The 16654-nt window shown below is 68.7% G+C and carries 17 protein-coding genes; 6 read left to right on the top strand and 11 right to left on the bottom strand.

The annotated features are described in order from the left end of the window. The first annotated feature begins 124 nt into the window (after positions 1–124). Positions 125–652, top strand: coding sequence for a YbhB/YbcL family Raf kinase inhibitor-like protein (locus MU582_10930; GenBank protein ID UPK72965.1), 528 nt, complete (start codon positions 125–127; stop codon positions 650–652). 60 nt (positions 653–712) lie between these two features. Here the strand turns inward: MU582_10930 and MU582_10925 are convergent, their stop codons facing one another. From MU582_10925 to MU582_10915, 3 genes are all read right to left on the bottom strand, one after another. Further along, the gene (locus MU582_10925) at positions 713–1945 is read right to left on the bottom strand and encodes an SPFH/Band 7/PHB domain protein (GenBank protein ID UPK72964.1); all 1233 of its coding nucleotides are present in this window, start codon (positions 1943–1945) and stop codon (positions 713–715) included. Positions 1946–2012: 67 nt separating this feature from the next. After that, on the bottom strand, positions 2013–2471 hold the full coding sequence (locus MU582_10920) for an NfeD family protein (protein UPK72963.1): 459 nt from the start codon (positions 2469–2471) through the stop codon (positions 2013–2015). A 75-nt stretch (positions 2472–2546) separates the two neighbouring features. Then, positions 2547–3332, bottom strand: coding sequence for an ABC transporter ATP-binding protein (locus MU582_10915; protein UPK72962.1), 786 nt, complete (start codon positions 3330–3332; stop codon positions 2547–2549). Positions 3333–3430: 98 nt separating this feature from the next. Between MU582_10915 and MU582_10910 the strand changes: the two genes are divergently transcribed. Together MU582_10910 and serB are read left to right on the top strand one after the other, a co-directional pair. Beyond that, a complete protein-coding gene (locus MU582_10910; protein ID UPK72961.1) occupies positions 3431–4150 on the top strand; it encodes a hypothetical protein in 720 nt (239 codons plus the stop codon). A gap of 12 nt (positions 4151–4162) precedes the next feature. Further along, positions 4163–5386, top strand: a complete 1224-nt coding sequence (gene serB, locus MU582_10905; protein ID UPK72960.1) for a phosphoserine phosphatase SerB — start codon at positions 4163–4165, stop codon at positions 5384–5386. 25 nt (positions 5387–5411) lie between these two features. Here the strand turns inward: serB and MU582_10900 are convergent, their stop codons facing one another. Genes MU582_10900 through MU582_10885 form a run of 4 tightly spaced genes read right to left on the bottom strand, consistent with a single transcriptional unit; the run spans position 5412 to position 7704 of the window. Continuing rightward, positions 5412–5876, bottom strand: coding sequence for a histidine phosphatase family protein (locus MU582_10900; protein ID UPK72959.1), 465 nt, complete (start codon positions 5874–5876; stop codon positions 5412–5414). A gap of 42 nt (positions 5877–5918) precedes the next feature. Beyond that, positions 5919–6689, bottom strand: a complete 771-nt coding sequence (fabI, locus tag MU582_10895; GenBank protein ID UPK72958.1) for an enoyl-ACP reductase FabI — start codon at positions 6687–6689, stop codon at positions 5919–5921. Between the two features lie 16 nt (positions 6690–6705). Then, positions 6706–7428 carry a beta-ketoacyl-ACP reductase gene (locus MU582_10890; GenBank protein UPK72957.1) on the bottom strand — a complete coding sequence of 241 codons (723 nt, stop codon included), beginning with the start codon at positions 7426–7428 and terminating at the stop codon, positions 6706–6708. 60 nt (positions 7429–7488) lie between these two features. After that, entirely contained in the window at positions 7489–7704 is a 216-nt protein-coding gene (locus MU582_10885; protein ID UPK72956.1) for a dodecin family protein, read from the bottom strand. Positions 7705–7770: 66 nt separating this feature from the next. Here MU582_10885 and MU582_10880 point away from each other — a divergent pair, with 66 nt between their 5' ends. Together MU582_10880 and MU582_10875 are read left to right on the top strand one after the other, a co-directional pair. Next, positions 7771–8073 (top strand): DUF3099 domain-containing protein, encoded by a 303-nt coding sequence (locus MU582_10880; GenBank protein ID UPK72955.1) that lies wholly within the window; start codon positions 7771–7773, stop codon positions 8071–8073. Positions 8074–8207: 134 nt separating this feature from the next. After that, positions 8208–8420, top strand: a complete 213-nt coding sequence (locus MU582_10875) for a hypothetical protein (GenBank protein UPK72954.1) — start codon at positions 8208–8210, stop codon at positions 8418–8420. Between the two features lie 86 nt (positions 8421–8506). Here the strand turns inward: MU582_10875 and moaA are convergent, their stop codons facing one another. Then, positions 8507–9520 carry a GTP 3',8-cyclase MoaA gene (moaA, locus tag MU582_10870; GenBank protein ID UPK72953.1) on the bottom strand — a complete coding sequence of 338 codons (1014 nt, stop codon included), beginning with the start codon at positions 9518–9520 and terminating at the stop codon, positions 8507–8509. Between the two features lie 73 nt (positions 9521–9593). Here moaA and MU582_10865 point away from each other — a divergent pair, with 73 nt between their 5' ends. Continuing rightward, positions 9594–10439 (top strand): SURF1 family protein, encoded by an 846-nt coding sequence (locus tag MU582_10865; GenBank protein ID UPK72952.1) that lies wholly within the window; start codon positions 9594–9596, stop codon positions 10437–10439. Here MU582_10865 and MU582_10860 read toward each other — a convergent pair. The 3 genes from MU582_10860 to MU582_10850 form a co-directional block, all read right to left on the bottom strand. Then, positions 10436–12304, bottom strand: a complete 1869-nt coding sequence (locus tag MU582_10860) for an ABC transporter ATP-binding protein/permease (protein ID UPK72951.1) — start codon at positions 12302–12304, stop codon at positions 10436–10438. The two genes, MU582_10865 and MU582_10860, sit on opposite strands and share 4 nt — an antisense overlap. A 62-nt stretch (positions 12305–12366) precedes the next feature. After that, entirely contained in the window at positions 12367–14973 is a 2607-nt protein-coding gene (locus tag MU582_10855) for a LysM peptidoglycan-binding domain-containing protein (GenBank protein UPK72950.1), read from the bottom strand. Between the two features lie 81 nt (positions 14974–15054). Beyond that, positions 15055–16653, bottom strand: coding sequence for an ATP-binding cassette domain-containing protein (locus MU582_10850; GenBank protein UPK72949.1), 1599 nt, complete (start codon positions 16651–16653; stop codon positions 15055–15057). Position 16654: the final 1 nt, after the last annotated feature.

Below are 16654 nucleotides of genomic sequence, written 5' to 3'. Positions count from 1 at the left end.
GTTCGGGGTTCGTTGACTGCTGACCGACGCTACACGGCCAGTCGCGGGTACCTACGCGGTCGCCCACGTTTCAAGACGAGCGGTAGCGTCGGGGGCAAGTGCCGCACTCTTGTATGGAGAATCTATGAGCCTGGACCGTCCGGTCACCCCCAACCCGTACGACCTGCTGCCGCGGGTCGAGGCATTCTCGGTCACCAGCGACGACGTGACGGACGGCGAGCCGCTCAGCGACGCGCAGGTGGCGGCTGCCGGCAACACCTCGCCGCAGCTGCATTGGTCGGAGTTCCCCGAAGCGACGAAGAGCTTCGTGGTCACCTGCTTCGATCCCGATGCGCCGACGCCGTCCGGGTTCTGGCACTGGGTGCTGGTGGACCTGCCCGCGACGACGACAGAGCTGCCGGCGGGCATCGGTGCGAGCAACGACGACCTACCGGGCAAGGCATTCCACGTACGAAACGATGGTGGGACGTTCGCCTACACGGGAGCCGCGCCGCCCGAGGGCGACCAGGTGCATCGCTACTTCTACGTCGTACACGCTGTATCCGAGGAGTCGCTCGGCGTCGACTCCGACGTGAGCCCCGCGGTCGTTTCGTTCAACCTCGCGTTCAAGACCTTGGCTCGCGCGATCACGGTCGGCACGTACCGCCACTGACCTACCTGCCTCGCTGGGCATGACGTACGCCCGCGCGTACGTCATGCCCAGCGGGCGAGATCAGCGCGGAGGCTGGCGACCGGGCGGTGGGCTCGCCGGCGGATCCTGTGGCCGCGGCGGCCGCTGCTGCTGGGTCGGCCCGCTCGGCGGTGCCCCCGCGGGAGGCCCGGACTGTGTCGGTGGTGCCGCTGCCGGCGGCGGAGTCGACTGACCCTGCTCCGACTGCTGTTGGCGCTGACGCGACCCGCCACCACCGGGCGCCGCGGCGCTGCGAGCGTCTTCGATCGCCTCGGCGACCGCATCGTGGGTGGCACTCAGCCGCTCATCGGAAACCTCCGCGACCGGCTCGTTGAGGCTGACCCGCTTCTGTGGTCCCTCGGTGTGATCGGGGATCGCACCGACCGCGTGGCCGAGACCCTCGAGTGCCTTGCCGATCTCGCTCGGCACGATCCACACCTTGTTCGCGTCGCCCTCCGCGATGCGAGGCATCATCTGCAGGTACTGGTACGCGAGCAACGACTGGTCCGGGTTGCCGTCGTGAATGGCCTGGAACACCGTCTGGATCGCCTGGCCCTCACCCTGTGACTTCAGGATCGCTGCCTCACGCTCGGCCTGCGCGCGTAGGATCGCCGCCTCACGATCACCTTCGGCGGACAGGATCGAGCTCTGCTTCTCACCCTCGGCGGTCAGAATGGCCGACTGCCGACCGCCTTCTGCGGTGAGAATGGCGGCGCGCTTATCGCGTTCGGCGCGCATCTGCTTCTCCATCGCATCCTTGATCGACGGAGGCGGGTCGATCCCCTTCAGCTCGACCCGGTTGACGCGGATGCCCCAGCGCCCGGTCGCCTCGTCGAGTACGCCGCGCAGGGAGCCGTTGATCTGGTCGCGCCCGGTGAGCGCGTGCTCGAGGGTCATGCCACCGGTGATCTGGCGGAGCGTGGTCATCGTCAGCTGCTCGATGGCCTGGATGTAGTTCGCGATCTCGTACGTGGCGGTGACCGGGTTGGTGACCTGGAAGTAGATCACCGTATCGATCGAGACGACCAGGTTGTCCTCGGTGATGACCGGCTGCGGCGGGAACGACACGACCTGCTCGCGCATGTCGATGACGTAGCGCACCTTCTCGATCCACGGGGTCAAGAAGTTCAGACCCGGGTTCAGAGTCTTCTTGTACCGACCGAAGCGCTCGACGATCCCGCTGCGCGCCTGCGGGATGATCTTGATCGTCTTCGCAAGCGTCACGATCACCAACAAGGCGATCAAGACAAGGAAGATGGAAACTGCGAGTTCCACTCAATGGTCCTTTCGGGTCCGATCCGAGACTTCTTGCTGCGTACGTACGTCGTGTCGTTGGGGCCACTCAGTCCTGCGGGAAAACCACTGCGGTCGCGCCGTCGATCTCCAGCACCGCGACCTCCGTGCCCGGCTCCAGCTCGACCGACGGGTCGTACGACCGCGCCGTCCACACCTCGCCGGCGAGCTTCACCCGGCCGCCCGAGGCGCCGATCCGGGCCACGACGACCGCGGGTTTACCCACCAGTGCGGCCGTGCCTGTCGCGAGCTCCGGGCCGCCGTGGAGGCGGCGGATCAGCGACGGACGTACGAAGTAGAGCATCGCCACCGACGTAGCGATCGCAATCACGCTCGCGATGACCACCGACCCGCCGGCGACGGCGGTGACGGACCCGGCGAAACAGCCGACCGCGAGCATCAGCAGAACCAGATCGAGGCTCACCATCTCTGCGATCGCGAGTAGGACCCCCGCTCCGGCCCAACCGACCCACGCGTTGTCGCTCAGCCAGTCGAAGAACTCGGACACGGCCAATACCCTAGTGGACTCAGGTGCGAATGCACCGCACGTATGCGGCTCTCGGTTGGTCGGCGATGCGCGGTCTCACGCAGCGCGGCGCGCGGCGTACCGGCCCGCGACCCGGGTGAGCGTCAGCGGTGTCTCGAAGGTCGAGGTGAGGTTGGCGTCGGTGAGCGCCTCGTCGATCGGCCCGGCCGCGACGACGCGTCCGTGCCGCATCAGCAGTACGTGAGTGAACCCGGGCGGGATCTCCTCGACGTGGTGTGAGACGAGCACGAGTGCCGGTGCGTCCGGGTCGGCGGCGAGTTGCTCGAGGGTCGAGACGAGGTCCTCCCTGGCGCCGAGGTCGAGACCGGCCGCGGGCTCGTCGAGCAACATCAGCTCCGGATCGGTCATCAGCGCGCGGGCGATCAGGGTGCGCTTGCGCTCACCCTCGCTGAGCGTGCCGAACCTCCGCTCGGCGAGATGTCCGATGCCGACCTGCCTGAGTAGTTCGTCGGCGCGCTCGAGGTCGAGGTCGTCGTACTCCTCGCGCCATCGGCCGATCACGGCGTACGCGGCCGATACGACCACATCACGTACGCGTTCGGCCCGCGGGACTCTCTCGGCAAGCGCGGCGCTCGACTGGCCGATCCGCGGGCGCAGCTCGAACACGTCGACCGTGCCGAGCACCTCGCCGAGGATGCCTGCAACGCCGCTGGTCGGATGCATCTGCGCACCGGCGACCTGGAGCACGGTCGTCTTGCCGGCACCGTTGGCGCCGAGCACGACCCAGCGTTCGTCGTCGTTGACCGTCCACGTCACGGAGTCGAGAATCCGTTGTCCGCCGCGCACGATCGTGGTGTCGACGAGCTCGATGACCGAGGCCATGATCTCCCTTCGCGGATCTCGCGCCTGCGTACGGCCCGCGAAACGTTCGGGCCCACGCTGGATAATAGTCACGTGCACACGGTCTCCGACGGGCGCCCATGACGCTCCTCCCCCGATCCGCCCTCTTGGCTGCATGGTTCAACGCCTGGCTCGCCGGGTACGCGCCACTCGACGACGCGGTCGACGCCGTACGCGGTGACGACGCGGCACACGACGTGACCGGGCTGACCGACGAGATCGTTGCTCTGGATCGAGCTTGGCCGGAGCTCCGCAGGCGGGGTGCAGCCCGGGCAACGCTCGCCCTGCCGGCGCCCGGCGACCCGACCGGACTCGCCGGTCCCAGAGAGTTCAACGAAGTCGCGATCGACGCCGAGGAAGCGGTCGTACTCGACGGCTGCTCGCTCGGACTCGTGCCGTCGGCCGTGGGACGCGGGGTGTTCTGGGCGGCGTACGCCGCGCACCCGGCCCCGCCGCAGTCACTCGCCGAGGCGGAGCGGACGCTGCGCGAACAGCTCATCGAGACCGGACGCGAGCTCGCCGAGCTCGACGTCGCCCGTTGGCGTCCGGAGATCGCCGATGCGCTCTCCGACCTGCGTGCGGCGCGCGACGGCATGCTGCCACCCGGGTACGACGACAGAGCTCAGCGAGTGGCAGCACTCGCCGTGCGCTGCCTGCGCATCTGCGAGCTCGCCCTGGCCGACGAGGGAGGCGCAGTCGGCGTCGCCGACGGCCAGGCGCGGCGTCGGACGACCACCGCCCTGCACCGGGCCGCCCGACATGCGGTGGTTGCCGCCTGCGACGCTCCCGGGCAGCGCTAACCTCAGGGTGCGATGAACGTTCCCCTCATGCCCAAGCCCGATCCTTCGGCGCCAACCCTCCTCGTCACCCTCACCGGCCGCGATCACCGCGGTGTGACCTCGCGGGTCTTCGAGGCCGCCGCCGGGTTCGACGCAGAGGTGCTCGACATCGAACAGCTGCTGCTGCGCGGGCGACTCGTGCTCGGCGTGCTGTTCACCGAACCCGTCGACCGCGACGGGTTCGCGGACGCGATGCAGTCCGTCGCGGCGTCGCTCGGCATGGAGGTCGAGGTCGTCCGCGGCGAGGGCGACAACCGCCCCCGGCGCATCGGGCGTACGCATGTGACCGTGCTGGGCTCGCCGCTCACACCGGAAGCGGTCGCCGGCGTCGCCGGTCGCATCGCCGAGGCGGGTGCCAACATCGACCGGATCGTACGAATGGCGCGCTATCCAGTGACCGCGATCGATCTCGATGTGTCGGGTTCGGACCCCGAGCATCTGCAGATGGTGCTGGCGCAGGAGGCCGTACGCCAGGAGGTCGACATCGCGGTGAGCCCGACGGGGATCCACCGCCACGCGCAACGGCTCGTCGTCATGGATGTCGACTCCACGCTCATCCAGGGCGAGGTGATCGAGATGCTCGCCGACCACGCCGGGTTCCGTGATCAGGTCGCCGCCGTGACTGCCTCGGCGATGCGAGGTGAGCTCGACTTCGCCGACTCCCTGCGCGCCCGCGTCCGGCTGCTCGAGGGTGTACCCGTCGCAGCCCTCGACCACGTCTACGAGTCGCTCGTCTACACACCCGGCGCTCGCACCATGATTCGTACCCTCAAGCGCCTCGGCTACCGCTTCGCGATGGTCAGCGGCGGTTTCACCCAGGTCGTCGACCGGATCGCCGAGGATCTCGGCATCCACTACGCCGCCGCGAACCGGCTGGAGGTCGACGGCGACCGGCTCACCGGTCGGCTGATCGGCCCGGTCGTCGACCGCGCTGGCAAGGCGACCGCGCTGCGACGCTTCGCCGAAGACTCGGGCATCGCGCTGTCCAACACCGTCGCGATCGGCGACGGCGCGAACGACCTCGACATGCTCGCGACTGCCGGGCTCGGCATCGCCTTCAACGCGAAGCCGGTCGTCCGCGAGGCCGCCGATACGTCTGTGTCGGTGCCGTACCTCGACGCGATCGTCTACCTGCTCGGCATCACCCGAGAAGAGGTCGAGGCCGCGGACGAGGAAGCCGGCGAGCTGACTCCCTGACCGTGCCTTTCGCCGCCGATCTCGATCAGGCCAGCGGCGGGATGTATCCGATCAGCCCGAGCGAGGTCTGGTCGACGTCTTCCCATTCGCTCTCGGCGGCGAACAACGTCGTCGTGCTCGGCGAGTAGCCGCCGGAGCGCAGCTCGTCGTACGCGCCTCCCGGCACGTCGCCGGCCAGCAGCCACGCGAGGTCGGCGATCGTCGGGTTGTGCCCGACGACCACGAGGGTGTCGGCCACCGAGCCCGATGTGCGTACTGCGGTGAGCACATCGTCGGGTGTCGCGACGTACAGGTCGTCGACGAGCTCGTGTGTCGCCCCGTCGAGGCCGGCCGCTACGCCGCTCCATGTCTCACGCGCGCGTACGGCCGGTGACACCAGCGCGTGTGTGACGCCGAGCCGCTGCTCGGCGAGGCGCGTACCGAGAAGACTTGCCTGGCGGCGGCCGCGCTCTGTCAGCGGGCGTTCGGCGTCGCTGGCCGCCGCTGACACAGTCTTTGCGTGCCGGACCAGCACCAGTCGGCGCGACACCGCTCAGGTGCCCATCGCGTGGTATCCGCCGTCGACGTGCACGATCTCGCCCGTCGTCGCCGGGAAGAAGTCGCTCAGCAGTGCGGCCGCGGCCCGTGCGGTCGGCTCGTTGTCCTTCTCGTCCCAGCCGAGCGGCGCGCGATCGCTCCAGATCGTCTCGATCTCCTCGAAGCCGGGAATCGCCTTGGCGGCAAGCGTCTTCAACGGTCCGGCCGACACCAGGTTGACCCGGATGCCGTCGGGTCCGAGGTCGCGGGCGAGGTAGCGCGAACACGACTCCAGGCCGGCCTTCGCCACGCCCATCCAGTCGTACGCGGGCCAAGCGACCGTCGCGTCGAAGGTCATGCCGACGACGGAGCTCCCGCGCCCGAGCAGCGGCCGGGCGGCGTTCGTGAGCGACATCAGGGAGTACGCGGAGACCTGCACCGCGTGCGCGACGTCTTCCCACGGCGCACCGACGAAGCGTCCGCCGAGGATCGTCTCCGGGTTGCCGTACGCGATCGAGTGGAAGATGCCGTCGAGTCCGCCGATTGTCTCCTCGAGGCGCGCAGGAAGGCCGGCGAGGTGATCGTCGTCGGTGACGTCGAGCTCGATCACTTCGGCGGGCTTCGGCAGCCGGTTCACGATGCGCCGAGTGATGCCGAGGGCACGGCCGAAGTTGGAGACGACCACCTCGGCGCCTTCGTCCTGGGCCGTACGCGCGACCGCGAACCCGATCGAGTTGTCCATCGTCACGCCGGTGACGAGCAGCTTCTTACCGTCGAGGATTCCCACGTGTGCTCCTGTTCTCTCAGTGGCCCATGCCGAGGCCGCCGTCGACCGGGATCACCGCGCCCGTGACGTAGCCCGCCTGCTCCGACGCGACGAACTCGACGACACCGGCGACCTCTTCGACGTCGGCGTACCTGCCGAGCGGGATCGAGGCCTTGTACTCCTCGCGCTTGGCCTCCGGCAGCTCAGCGGTCATCTCGGTCTCGGTGAATCCCGGCGCAACGACGTTGGCTGTGATCGAGCGGCTACCGAGCTCACGCGCGATGGAACGCGCCATACCGACGAGACCGGACTTGCTGGCCGCGTAGTTGACCTGGCCGGCGCTGCCGAGCAGCCCGACCACCGAGGAGATGAACACGATCCGGCCGCGGCGAAGGCGCAACATGCCCTTGGCGGCACGCTTCGCGACCCGGAACGAGCCCGTGAGGTTGGTGTCGAGCACAGTCGCCCAGTCGTCGTCGCTCATCCGCAACAGCAGGGTGTCGCGGTTGACGCCGGCGTTGGCCACCAGCACCTCGACCGGGCCGTGTTCGGCCTCGATGGTCGCGAATGCCTCATCGACCTGCTCCTGCACCGTGACGTCGCAACGCACACCCAGAAAACCGGCTGGCGGCTCCCCGCTGCGGTACGTGACGGCGACCTGGTCGCCCGCGTCCTTGAACCGCTGCGCGATCGCGCGCCCGATCCCGCGATTGCCTCCCGTGACCAGTACCGATCGACCCACGTCGTACCTCTCGCTCATACGTCGGACGCGCCGGACGGCAACGCCTCGCAAACGCTATCGGCTACTTGCCGGTATCGGTTACTCGTCGTCCTCGAGGCGGAAACCGAGCTTCATCGTGACTTGGTAGTGCGATACCTCCTTGTCGACGATCTGGCCGCGTACGCCGGTCACCTCGAACCAGTCGAGGTGGCGCAGCGTGTCGCCCGCGCGGGCGATGCCGTTCTCGATCGCCTGGTCGACGCCGTCCGGCGACGTTCCGACGATCTCGGTGACGCGATAGGTGCGGTCGCTCATGGTTTCTCCTCGGTTTCGTGGGACTCCATCTTCACCCACACCGCCGGCGCGGCGTACCGTAGAGGTATGGACCCGCACGCGCATGACGCGGTCAACATCACCAGTGCCCAGCCCGGGCGCAGCGTCGACCTGCATCGACGCCAGATGCGTTACCTGATCTCGATGGGCATTCGCACCGTGTGCTTCGTAGCGGCGGTCATCGCGACCGGTCCGCTGCGCTGGATTTTCGTCGCAGGTGCGGTGCTGCTGCCGTACATCGCGGTCGTACTGGCCAACACCGCATCGCAGCGCCGTACCGGTTCTGCGGAGCCGTATCGCCGTACGCCGGCAGGCAGTTTGGAAAGTGGGACGCAGGGGGATGCGAACTAGGTCACGGTCGTGTAATGTCCGGTGCCGACGCCTCGTCTCCCCCGTCGAGGTTGTCAGATGCCGGATGGCTCCCCCCGTGGCTGTCCGGCATCGCCCTTTCCAGGGGCCGTTTTGTGGCCGCGTACGCTGACCGGGTGAGTGACGCAGGAAGTATCGACCCCGTCTGCTCGGCCAAGGGCTGTACTGCGCCAGCGCAGTATCAGCTGCTCTGGAACAACCCGAAGATCCACACGCCCGATCGGCGCAAGACCTGGCTCGCCTGTGACGAGCACGAGGAACACCTGCGTACGTTCCTGTCGGCGCGCGGGTTCTGGAAGGCGACGGAGCCCTTCTCACCCTCGCCCTGACCCGCGAGAAATACCCCGCTCACCCGCGGGTTATGGGAGCTGGAAGTCGCGTGTCGGCACGACACTTCTCACGTGTCAGCGGGGTTTCAGCCGCCGATGGCCGACATCGGACGCGCCGGCTGCAGGAAGCCCTCGTCGTCGATGCCGTGGCCGGGACGCTTGATCCACATGGCGTCCCGCCACTGCTGCGCGAGCTCGGCGTCGGACGCTCCACCCCGCAGGCCACTGCGGAGGTCGGACTCCTCGCGGGCGAACAGACAGTTGCGTACTTGGCCGTCGGCCGTCAGGCGTACGCGGTCGCAGTCGCCGCAGAACGGCCGGGTCACAGACGCGATGATGCCGACGGTCGCAGGACCGCCGTCGATTGCGAACTCTTCGGCCGGAGCCGAGCCGCGCGAGCGACCGCTCGGCGTGAGCGTGTAATGCGGACGCAGCAGCGCGAAGATCTCGTCGGCGGTGATCATCTGGTCGCGGTTCCACTGGTGCTGTGCGTCCAGTGGCATCTGCTCGATGAACCGCAGCCGGTAACCGCGTTCGAGACACCACGCGACCAGACTCGGCGCTTGCTCGTCGTTGACGCCACGCATCAGCACCGCGTTGATCTTCACCGGCTCGAGCCCGGCGGCCTTCGCGGCTTCGAGCCCGGCGATGACGTCATTGAGCCGATCGCGCCGGGTGATCTCGGCGAACGTGTCACGGTCGACGGTGTCGAGACTGACGTTGACCCGATCGAGCCCGGCTTCCGCGAGCGCGCCGGCCGTGTGCTTGAGGCCGAGCGCGTTGGTGGTGATGGACACCTTCGGACGCGGTGAGAGCGCCGTGACCTGGCCGATGATGGATGCGAGGCCGCGCCGGAGCAGCGGCTCACCGCCGGTCAGCCGGATCTCTCGGATACCGAGGTGGTCGACGCCGATCCGGATCAGACGTACGACCTCGTCGTCGGTGAGCGTCTCGTCGGTCGGGAGCCAGTCGAGACCCTCGGCGGGCATGCAGTACTGGCAACGCAGGTTGCACCGATCGGTCAGCGAGACCCGCAGGTCGGTCGCCACCCGGCCGTACTGGTCCGCAAGCAGTGTCGGAGCCGCGAGATCCTGGGTCATTCATCCAGCCTAGCCGCCATACCCGACGGAGCCCCATGGCCGTCTCACGACGCGTTGCGCGTACCGTTTCGGTGTGTACCGATTCGTCCTCTCGCCGAGGTGGCTGGGGTTCGCGCTCTTCGTGATCCTGCTCGCCGGAGTGTGCGTACGTCTGGGGATCTGGCAGCACGACCGCCATGAGCAGCGCACCGCCGAGAACGAGATCGTACGCGCGCATCTGGACGAGGAGCCGCGCCCGATCGACGAGGTCATCGGTCCGGACGACGAGTCCGTACCGGCCGACAGCCAGTGGACCCCGGTGACGGTCACCGGCACGTACGACACCGAGCATGAGGTCGTTGAGAAGTACCAGACCCGCGACGAGGGCCCCGGCGTCGACGTCGTGACGCCGCTGGTGACCGAATCGGGCACGGCGGTGATCGTCAACCGTGGCTGGATGGCGACCCCCAACAACTCGGCCGACGTCGACATCCCCGCTCCCCCGTCCGGCACCGTGACGGTCACCGGATGGGTGCGAGTCGACAGCACCGCCGACGCCGCCGCGATCGAGCCGACCGACGGGCAGGTACGCGCCGTGTCGAGCGCCGGCATCGAGACCGCGCTTCCGTACGACGCGTACCCCGGCTACGTGAATCGCACCGAGCAGCAGCCCGCCGGTGACGACGGCTTGGAGCCCGAGCCGCGTCCGGACCTGGGCCAGGGCCCGCACTTCTTCTACGCGATGCAGTGGTTCTTCTTCGCAGCGCTTGCGGTGTTCGGCTGGTTCTACTTCGCCTGGACCGAAGCCCACCCGCGGCCCCGCCGCACCTCCCGCGGGCCCGCTGGGCCGCACACTTCAGCCCCGGAATCGCCCGATCAGGGGCAGAAACGCGCGGCTCACGAGGCGGCTGGCGACAAGTACGGGGCTGCCAGCAGCTAGCCGGCCGCTGGGACGGCGTCGGTCGCGAACTGGGTGCGGTACAGCTCGGCGTACGTGCCTCCGCGAGCGAGCAGATCGGCATGCGTGCCGTGCTCGACCACTCGGCCGGCGTCGAGCACCACGATCGCGTCGGCATTGCGTACGGTCGATAGCCGGTGCGCGATCACCAGAGAGGTACGCCCGACGAGCGCGCGGTCGAGTGCCTCCTGCACGGCCCGTTCCGACTCGGAGTCGAGGTGTGCGGTCGCCTCGTCGAGGACGACGACCCGCGGGCTCTTCAGCATCAGCCGCGCGATGGCGAGGCGCTGACGCTCACCGCCGGACAGGCGGTGCCCACGATCGCCGACCACCGTGTCGAGACCATCGGGCAGCGCATCGACCAGATCGATGATCTGTGCATCGGTGAGCGCCGCGCGCATCTGCTCGTCGGTGGCATCCGGATAGGCGTACAGCAGGTTGGCACGGATGGTGTCGTGGAACATGAACGGATCCTGTGCGACGTACCCGATCGTGTCGCGCAGGGAGTCCTGCCGGAGTTGGCGTACGTCATGCCCGCCGACGAGTACGGCGCCGGAGTCGACGTCGTACAACCGCGCGAGCAACGAGCTCACCGTCGTCTTGCCGGCGCCGGAGTGGCCGACGAGCGCGACCATCTGCCCGGGTTCGATCGTGAACGAGACGTCGTGCAGGACCTCGCCGGTCGGTGCCTGGCCGGATCGTGCGACGCCCTCCAGGCTGGTCAGAGTCGCGTCAGCGTCGTCGTAGCCGAAATGCACCTGGTCGAGCTCTACGCTCGCGGGCGCGTGCTCGGGCAGCTGTACGGCGTCGTTGGCATCGCGAATGGTCTGTGGGAGGTCGAGCACCTCGAATACTCGCTCGAAGCTGACCAGCGCGGTCATGATGTCGACGTGCACGTTGGTCAGCGACGTCAGCGGACCGTACAGGCGACCCATCAGCGCGGCCAGCGCGAGCAGCGTACCGACGGTCAGTACGCCGTTGATGCCCATCACGCCGCCGATGCCGTAGACCAGAGCGGTCGCAAGGGCGGCGACCAGAGTCATCGCGGAGAAGAAGATCCGGCTCGTCATCGCGATTCGTACGCCGAGGTCACGTACCTGCGCGGCCTGCCCGGAGAAGCCGTCGCGCTCCTCGTCGGGTCGTCCGAACAGCTTCACGGTCATCGCTCCGCCGACCTGGAAGCGCTCGGTCATCGTGCCGCCCAAGTCGGCGTTGACCTCCATCTGCCGGCGGGTCAGACCCGACAGCCGCTTGCCCGCCCATTTGGCCGGGATCAAGAAGATCGGCACGAGCAGGAACGCGACCACGGTGATCTGCCAGGACAGCACGATCATGGTGCCGACGACGAGTGCCAGGCTGATGATGTTGGAGACGACGCCCGACAACGTCGAGGTGAAGGCCCGCTGCGCTCCGATCACGTCGTTGTTGAGCCGCGAGACGAGGGCACCGGTCTGGCTCCGGGTGAAGAACGCGAGCGGCATCCGCTGCACGTGGTCGAAGACCTCGGAGCGCAGATCGTAGATCAGGCCTTCACCGAGACGCGCGGAGAAGTAGCGCTGGGCGAGCGCGAGACCGGCCTCGACGAACGAGAGCAGCGCCACGATGCTGGACAGGATCACGACGACCGAAGTGTCGCCGCGTACGACGCCGTCGTCGATGATCGACTTGAACAGCAGCGGCGTCGCCACCGTGAGCCCGGCAGTGAGCACCACGAGCACCAGGAACGCCGCGATCTGGCGACGGTACGGACGCGCGTAGGTCAGAATGCGTCGGGTCGTGCCCCTTGTGACACGTTGCCGCAGAACGGTCGGATCGTTCGTGAGCGAGCGCCAGGTGTTTGGATTCATCGGCCTCACCTCCCGGTGAGGTCAACCGACGTAATACCGATTACATTCCCGACGCCCGACCGTCAGGCGGTGCGCTGGCGGTTCGGCAGGAGGTCGTCGACGAGTGCGAGCGTGCTGCCCTCGGGCCCGCGCGGCGAGCCGCACCGACCCAACGTGGCAAACATCTCGTCGGCAACGGCCGCCAGGTCACCGTCGCGCGCTGCGGTGAGTCGCAGCAGCCGCCGCCACAGGACCTCCGCATCGGGTACGCCGAGCAGGCCGGTGCGCAGCGCTTCGACCGCGTCCTCATGCCTGCCGTTGTCGGACGCCGACCCGGCCGCACCCTCGGCGACCGAAACGATCGTCTCGCGGATCCGTCGGCCCTGTTCCGGACGCAGCCATGCGTACCGGCCGCTCGGGAGCCCCGACATGGGCGCATCCGTCACGTAGCGCAGGCCATCGAGTGCCGAAGCGAGTCCGCTTCGGGCCAGATCGACGTCACACATCGTAAGCAGATGCCAGTCGACGCGTACGCGGCTGAGATCGAGCGACCAGCGGCCGTCGGCCAACGACATCGCGGAGACACCGCTGAGCGACGTCAGCCAGGTCTGAGCGGTCTCCATCGCCGCCGACACCACGTCATCGGAGGCGCCACGCGGCCACAGCATGCCCTCGAGCACCCGCTGGTGCACGCCCTGGGGATTCAGCGCGAGGCAGGTCACGATCTCGGTCGCCAGCGGGAGCCGGTCTTCGTCGATGTCACCGGCCGCGGTCACGCGTACCTCGCCGAGCAGCCGGATATCGGCCACGACACCCGCACTCGGGTCGGCGACTCGCGGGTCGTAGCCCGGCACCGCCTGCGCCGCGTCGGGCTCGACCGGTACGACCTCCTGGCCGTAGAGGGACACCAACGGCGGAATGCTCGCGGCGGGAAGCCGCTGCGCGTTCAGGGCCATGCCCCATCCGGCCGGTACGACGACGCCGTCGGCGTTCGCCGAGAGCCGCAGACCGGCCCGGTCGACCTCGCCGCAGCAGAACACGCCGACGGGCTTCGCCTGATCTGTCGCGAAGCCGGTCAGAGCCGCGGTCTGGGTACGTGACGGCTCTTCGGCGGATACGATCACCCGCTCGCTGAGCCGGTGCTGGACCGACCCGCGTACGTGCGCGATGGCGTCGTCGAGTGACTCGAACTGGCGCAACCGCCCGCCTCCGAGCGGCAGGAGATCTTCGTGGAAGCCGACCGCGATCACCTCGATGACGTCTGCCCACGCATGCGTTGCAAGGTCGACGACGATCGAGCGCGCCATCTCGGTAGCGACCCGGCGATCACCGCTGACGGCAACGACACCGCCGGCGGCGGCCAGGTTGACCAGCACCTGCTCGGACCCGTCGACGCCGATGCACGCGAGCTGCGGCGCGGCAGACGGTCCGTCGACGTGGTCGCCGGGCAGGGCGTCGGCGGTGGTCGTCCATTCGTACGCATCCGCGCCGGGGCTCCACCCCTTCGCCGGCGGCCCGGCGACGCCGTCGAAACGTATGCTCAGGTGCTCAGCGCCCAGCCGAGCGACGCTCGGTCGCGCACCGGCGCCGCGACGTCCCATCGAGCGCATGGCGCGGTCGGCGAACATCGCCGACGGGCGGTCGGCCCGCAGCTGCAGCGAGTACTCCTCGTCGAACGGCGTACCGCGCCCGGGCGGGTCGCCGCCGTTCCAGCCGCGCTGGCGGCGCAGGCCCCACAGCAGACCCGCGGCGATCAGACCGCCGCCGAGCCCGAGCTGGGCGTACAACGTCGAGTGGTCTTCCTTCGCCGCCGGGCTCGAGGACGTCTCGGCGGCGCCCTCGGCCGAACCCTCGAAGGCGACCTCTCCCTCGCCCTGCTGGGTGGTCGACCCGTTGTGCGCAGCGTTGCCGTTGTTGCCCTGCGACTGCCCGTCGGGGCGGATGACGTTCGGGCCCCGAGCGTCATCGGGCAGCTGCATCCGCCAGCCCGGGTAGATCAGATCGGGATCGATCAACCGGTTGCCGTCCTCTTGCAGCACACCCTTGTTCAGGTTGTAGATCTCATGCCAGCGCATCCCGTCGCCGAGGGTGCGCTCCGCGATGTCCCAGAGGCAGTCGTAGTTGCCGGCGCGCGGCGGTTGCACGTAGTACGCGACGTCGCCCTTGGCCGCGGTGGCAGCCGTATTCTGAGCGAGACCGCCCCCGGCCGAGGTTGCGGCGCCGGCCTGCGCGTTCGCGGGTACGCGCTGCGCCTGCTCGATCTTGGCGAAGGCGGCCCGCACGCTCTGCTGCACCGCCGGGGCGTCCGAACCGCCGCCGGAGGCAGCCGTGGCTGCGGGTGCCGCAACGGTGGCCGTGCCGATCAGCAGCAGCACCGACGCAACGAGGCGTCGCGCCAGCGGCTGGGCACCGACTCCGCCGCTCGGCGCCGGGCGGTCCTGACGTGCGCGTACGACCTCGACGGCGACGCAGACCACGAAGTACGCCCAGGCGGCCCACATGACCAGCGTCAGGATCGACACGATTGCGGAGTTGTCGAGCTCACTGCTCAGCCAGTCGCCGGGCTGTGCCACTGCATCCCACGGCGCACCGCCCGTGTACGTCCACAGAGCCCAGGGAACACCCAGGATCAGAACGGCAAGGGCGACAAGGGCCGCCAGTCCGCGCATGCGCTGCGCTGTGGTCGTCACGTCAGGCTCCCGTCGACGTCGGTGCAGGTTACAAGAAGTCGCACCCATCCATCATGGCCGCAAAAGGGGTCAATTACACCCTCAGGCGAGACTGATCAGCTCGGCGTACTCATCGGACCAGAGGTCTTCGTCGCCTTCGGGCAGGATGAGCACCCGGTCGGGCTCGAGCGCCTCGACGGCGCCCTCGTCGTGCGTGACGAGCACAATCGCGCCCTCGTACGTACGGATTGCACGCAGCACCTCGTCACGCGAAGCGGGGTCGAGGTTGTTGGTCGGCTCGTCGAGCAGCAGCACGTTCGCGGCCGAGACGATCAGGGTGGCGAGTGCGAGCCGGGTCTTCTCTCCGCCCGACAACACCGACGACGGCTTGTGGGAGTCGTCACCGGTGAACAGGAACGAGCCGAGCACGCTCCTCGCCTGGGTGTCGGTCAGCTGCGGCGCCGATGACTGCATGTTCTCCAGCACCGTACGCCGCAGGTCGAGCGTCTCGTGCTCCTGTGCGTAGTAGCCGATCTTGAGGCCGTGCCCCGGCTGCACCTGCCCGGTATCGGGCTTGTCGAGACCCGCGAGAATGCGCAGCAGCGTCGTCTTGCCCGCGCCGTTGAGACCGAGCACGACGACCCTGCTGCCCTTGTCGACGGCGAGGTCGACGTCGGTGAAGATCTCCAGGGAGCCGTACGACTTGCTCAGCTCGGCGGCCTGCAGCGGTGTCTTGCCGCAGGGCGCCGGCGACGGGAACTTGATGTGCGCCACGCGATCTGCGGCCCGCTCGGCCTCGAGACCCGACAGCATCCGTTCGGCGCGCCGGGCCATGTTCTTCGCGGCTACTGCCTTGGTCGCCTTCGCGCCCATCTTGGCCGCCTGCGCCTGGAGCTGGCTGGCCTTGCGCTCGGCGTTGGCGCGTTCGCGCTTGCGCCGGCGCTCGTCGGTCTCGCGCTGGCGGAGGTACAACTTCCAGCCCATGTTGTAGACATCGACCTCGGCTCGGTTGGCGTCGAGGTGCAGCACCTTGGTGACGGTGTGGTCGAGCAACGCGACATCGTGGCTGATCACCACGAGGCCGCCGTGATGGGCCTTCAGAAAGTCGCGCAGCCAGACGATCGAGTCGGCGTCGAGATGGTTCGTCGGCTCGTCGAGCAGCAGAGTGTCGGCGCCGGAGAACAGGATACGAGCCAGTTCGACCCGCCGCCGCTGTCCACCGGAGAGGGTGGCGAGAGGCTGGCCCATCACGCGGTCCGGAAGCCCGAGGCTGGCCGCGATCGTGGCCGCCTCCGACTCGGCCGCGTACCCGCCGCCGGCGTGCAGTTCTGCATCGGCGCGTTCGTACCGCCGCATGGCCTTCTCGCGTACGCGCTCGTCGTCGGAGCCCATATCTGCCTCGGCCTTGCGCAGCTTTCGGACGACCTCGTCAATGCCGCGGGCGGAGAGGATGCGCTCGCGGGCCGAGACTTCGAGGTCGCCGGTGCGCGGATCCTGCGGCAGGTAACCGACGGTGCCCGTGTTGGTGACGGTGCCCGCCGTCGGCTGGCCCTCCCCCGCGAGTACGCGGGTCAGCGTGGTCTTGCCGGCGCCGTTGCGCCCGACCAGGCCGACCTTGTCACCGTCGCCGACCCGGAATCCGACGTCGGACATCAGCATGCGAGCGCCGACCCGCAGTTCGAGGCCGCTGACGGTCAGCATG

This window comes from Nocardioidaceae bacterium SCSIO 66511 (genome assembly GCA_023100825.1).
GTDB lineage: Bacteria > Actinomycetota > Actinomycetes > Propionibacteriales > Nocardioidaceae > Solicola.
Note: the sequence above shows the minus strand (reverse complement) of the source record. Positions and strands in the feature narration are given on the sequence as shown.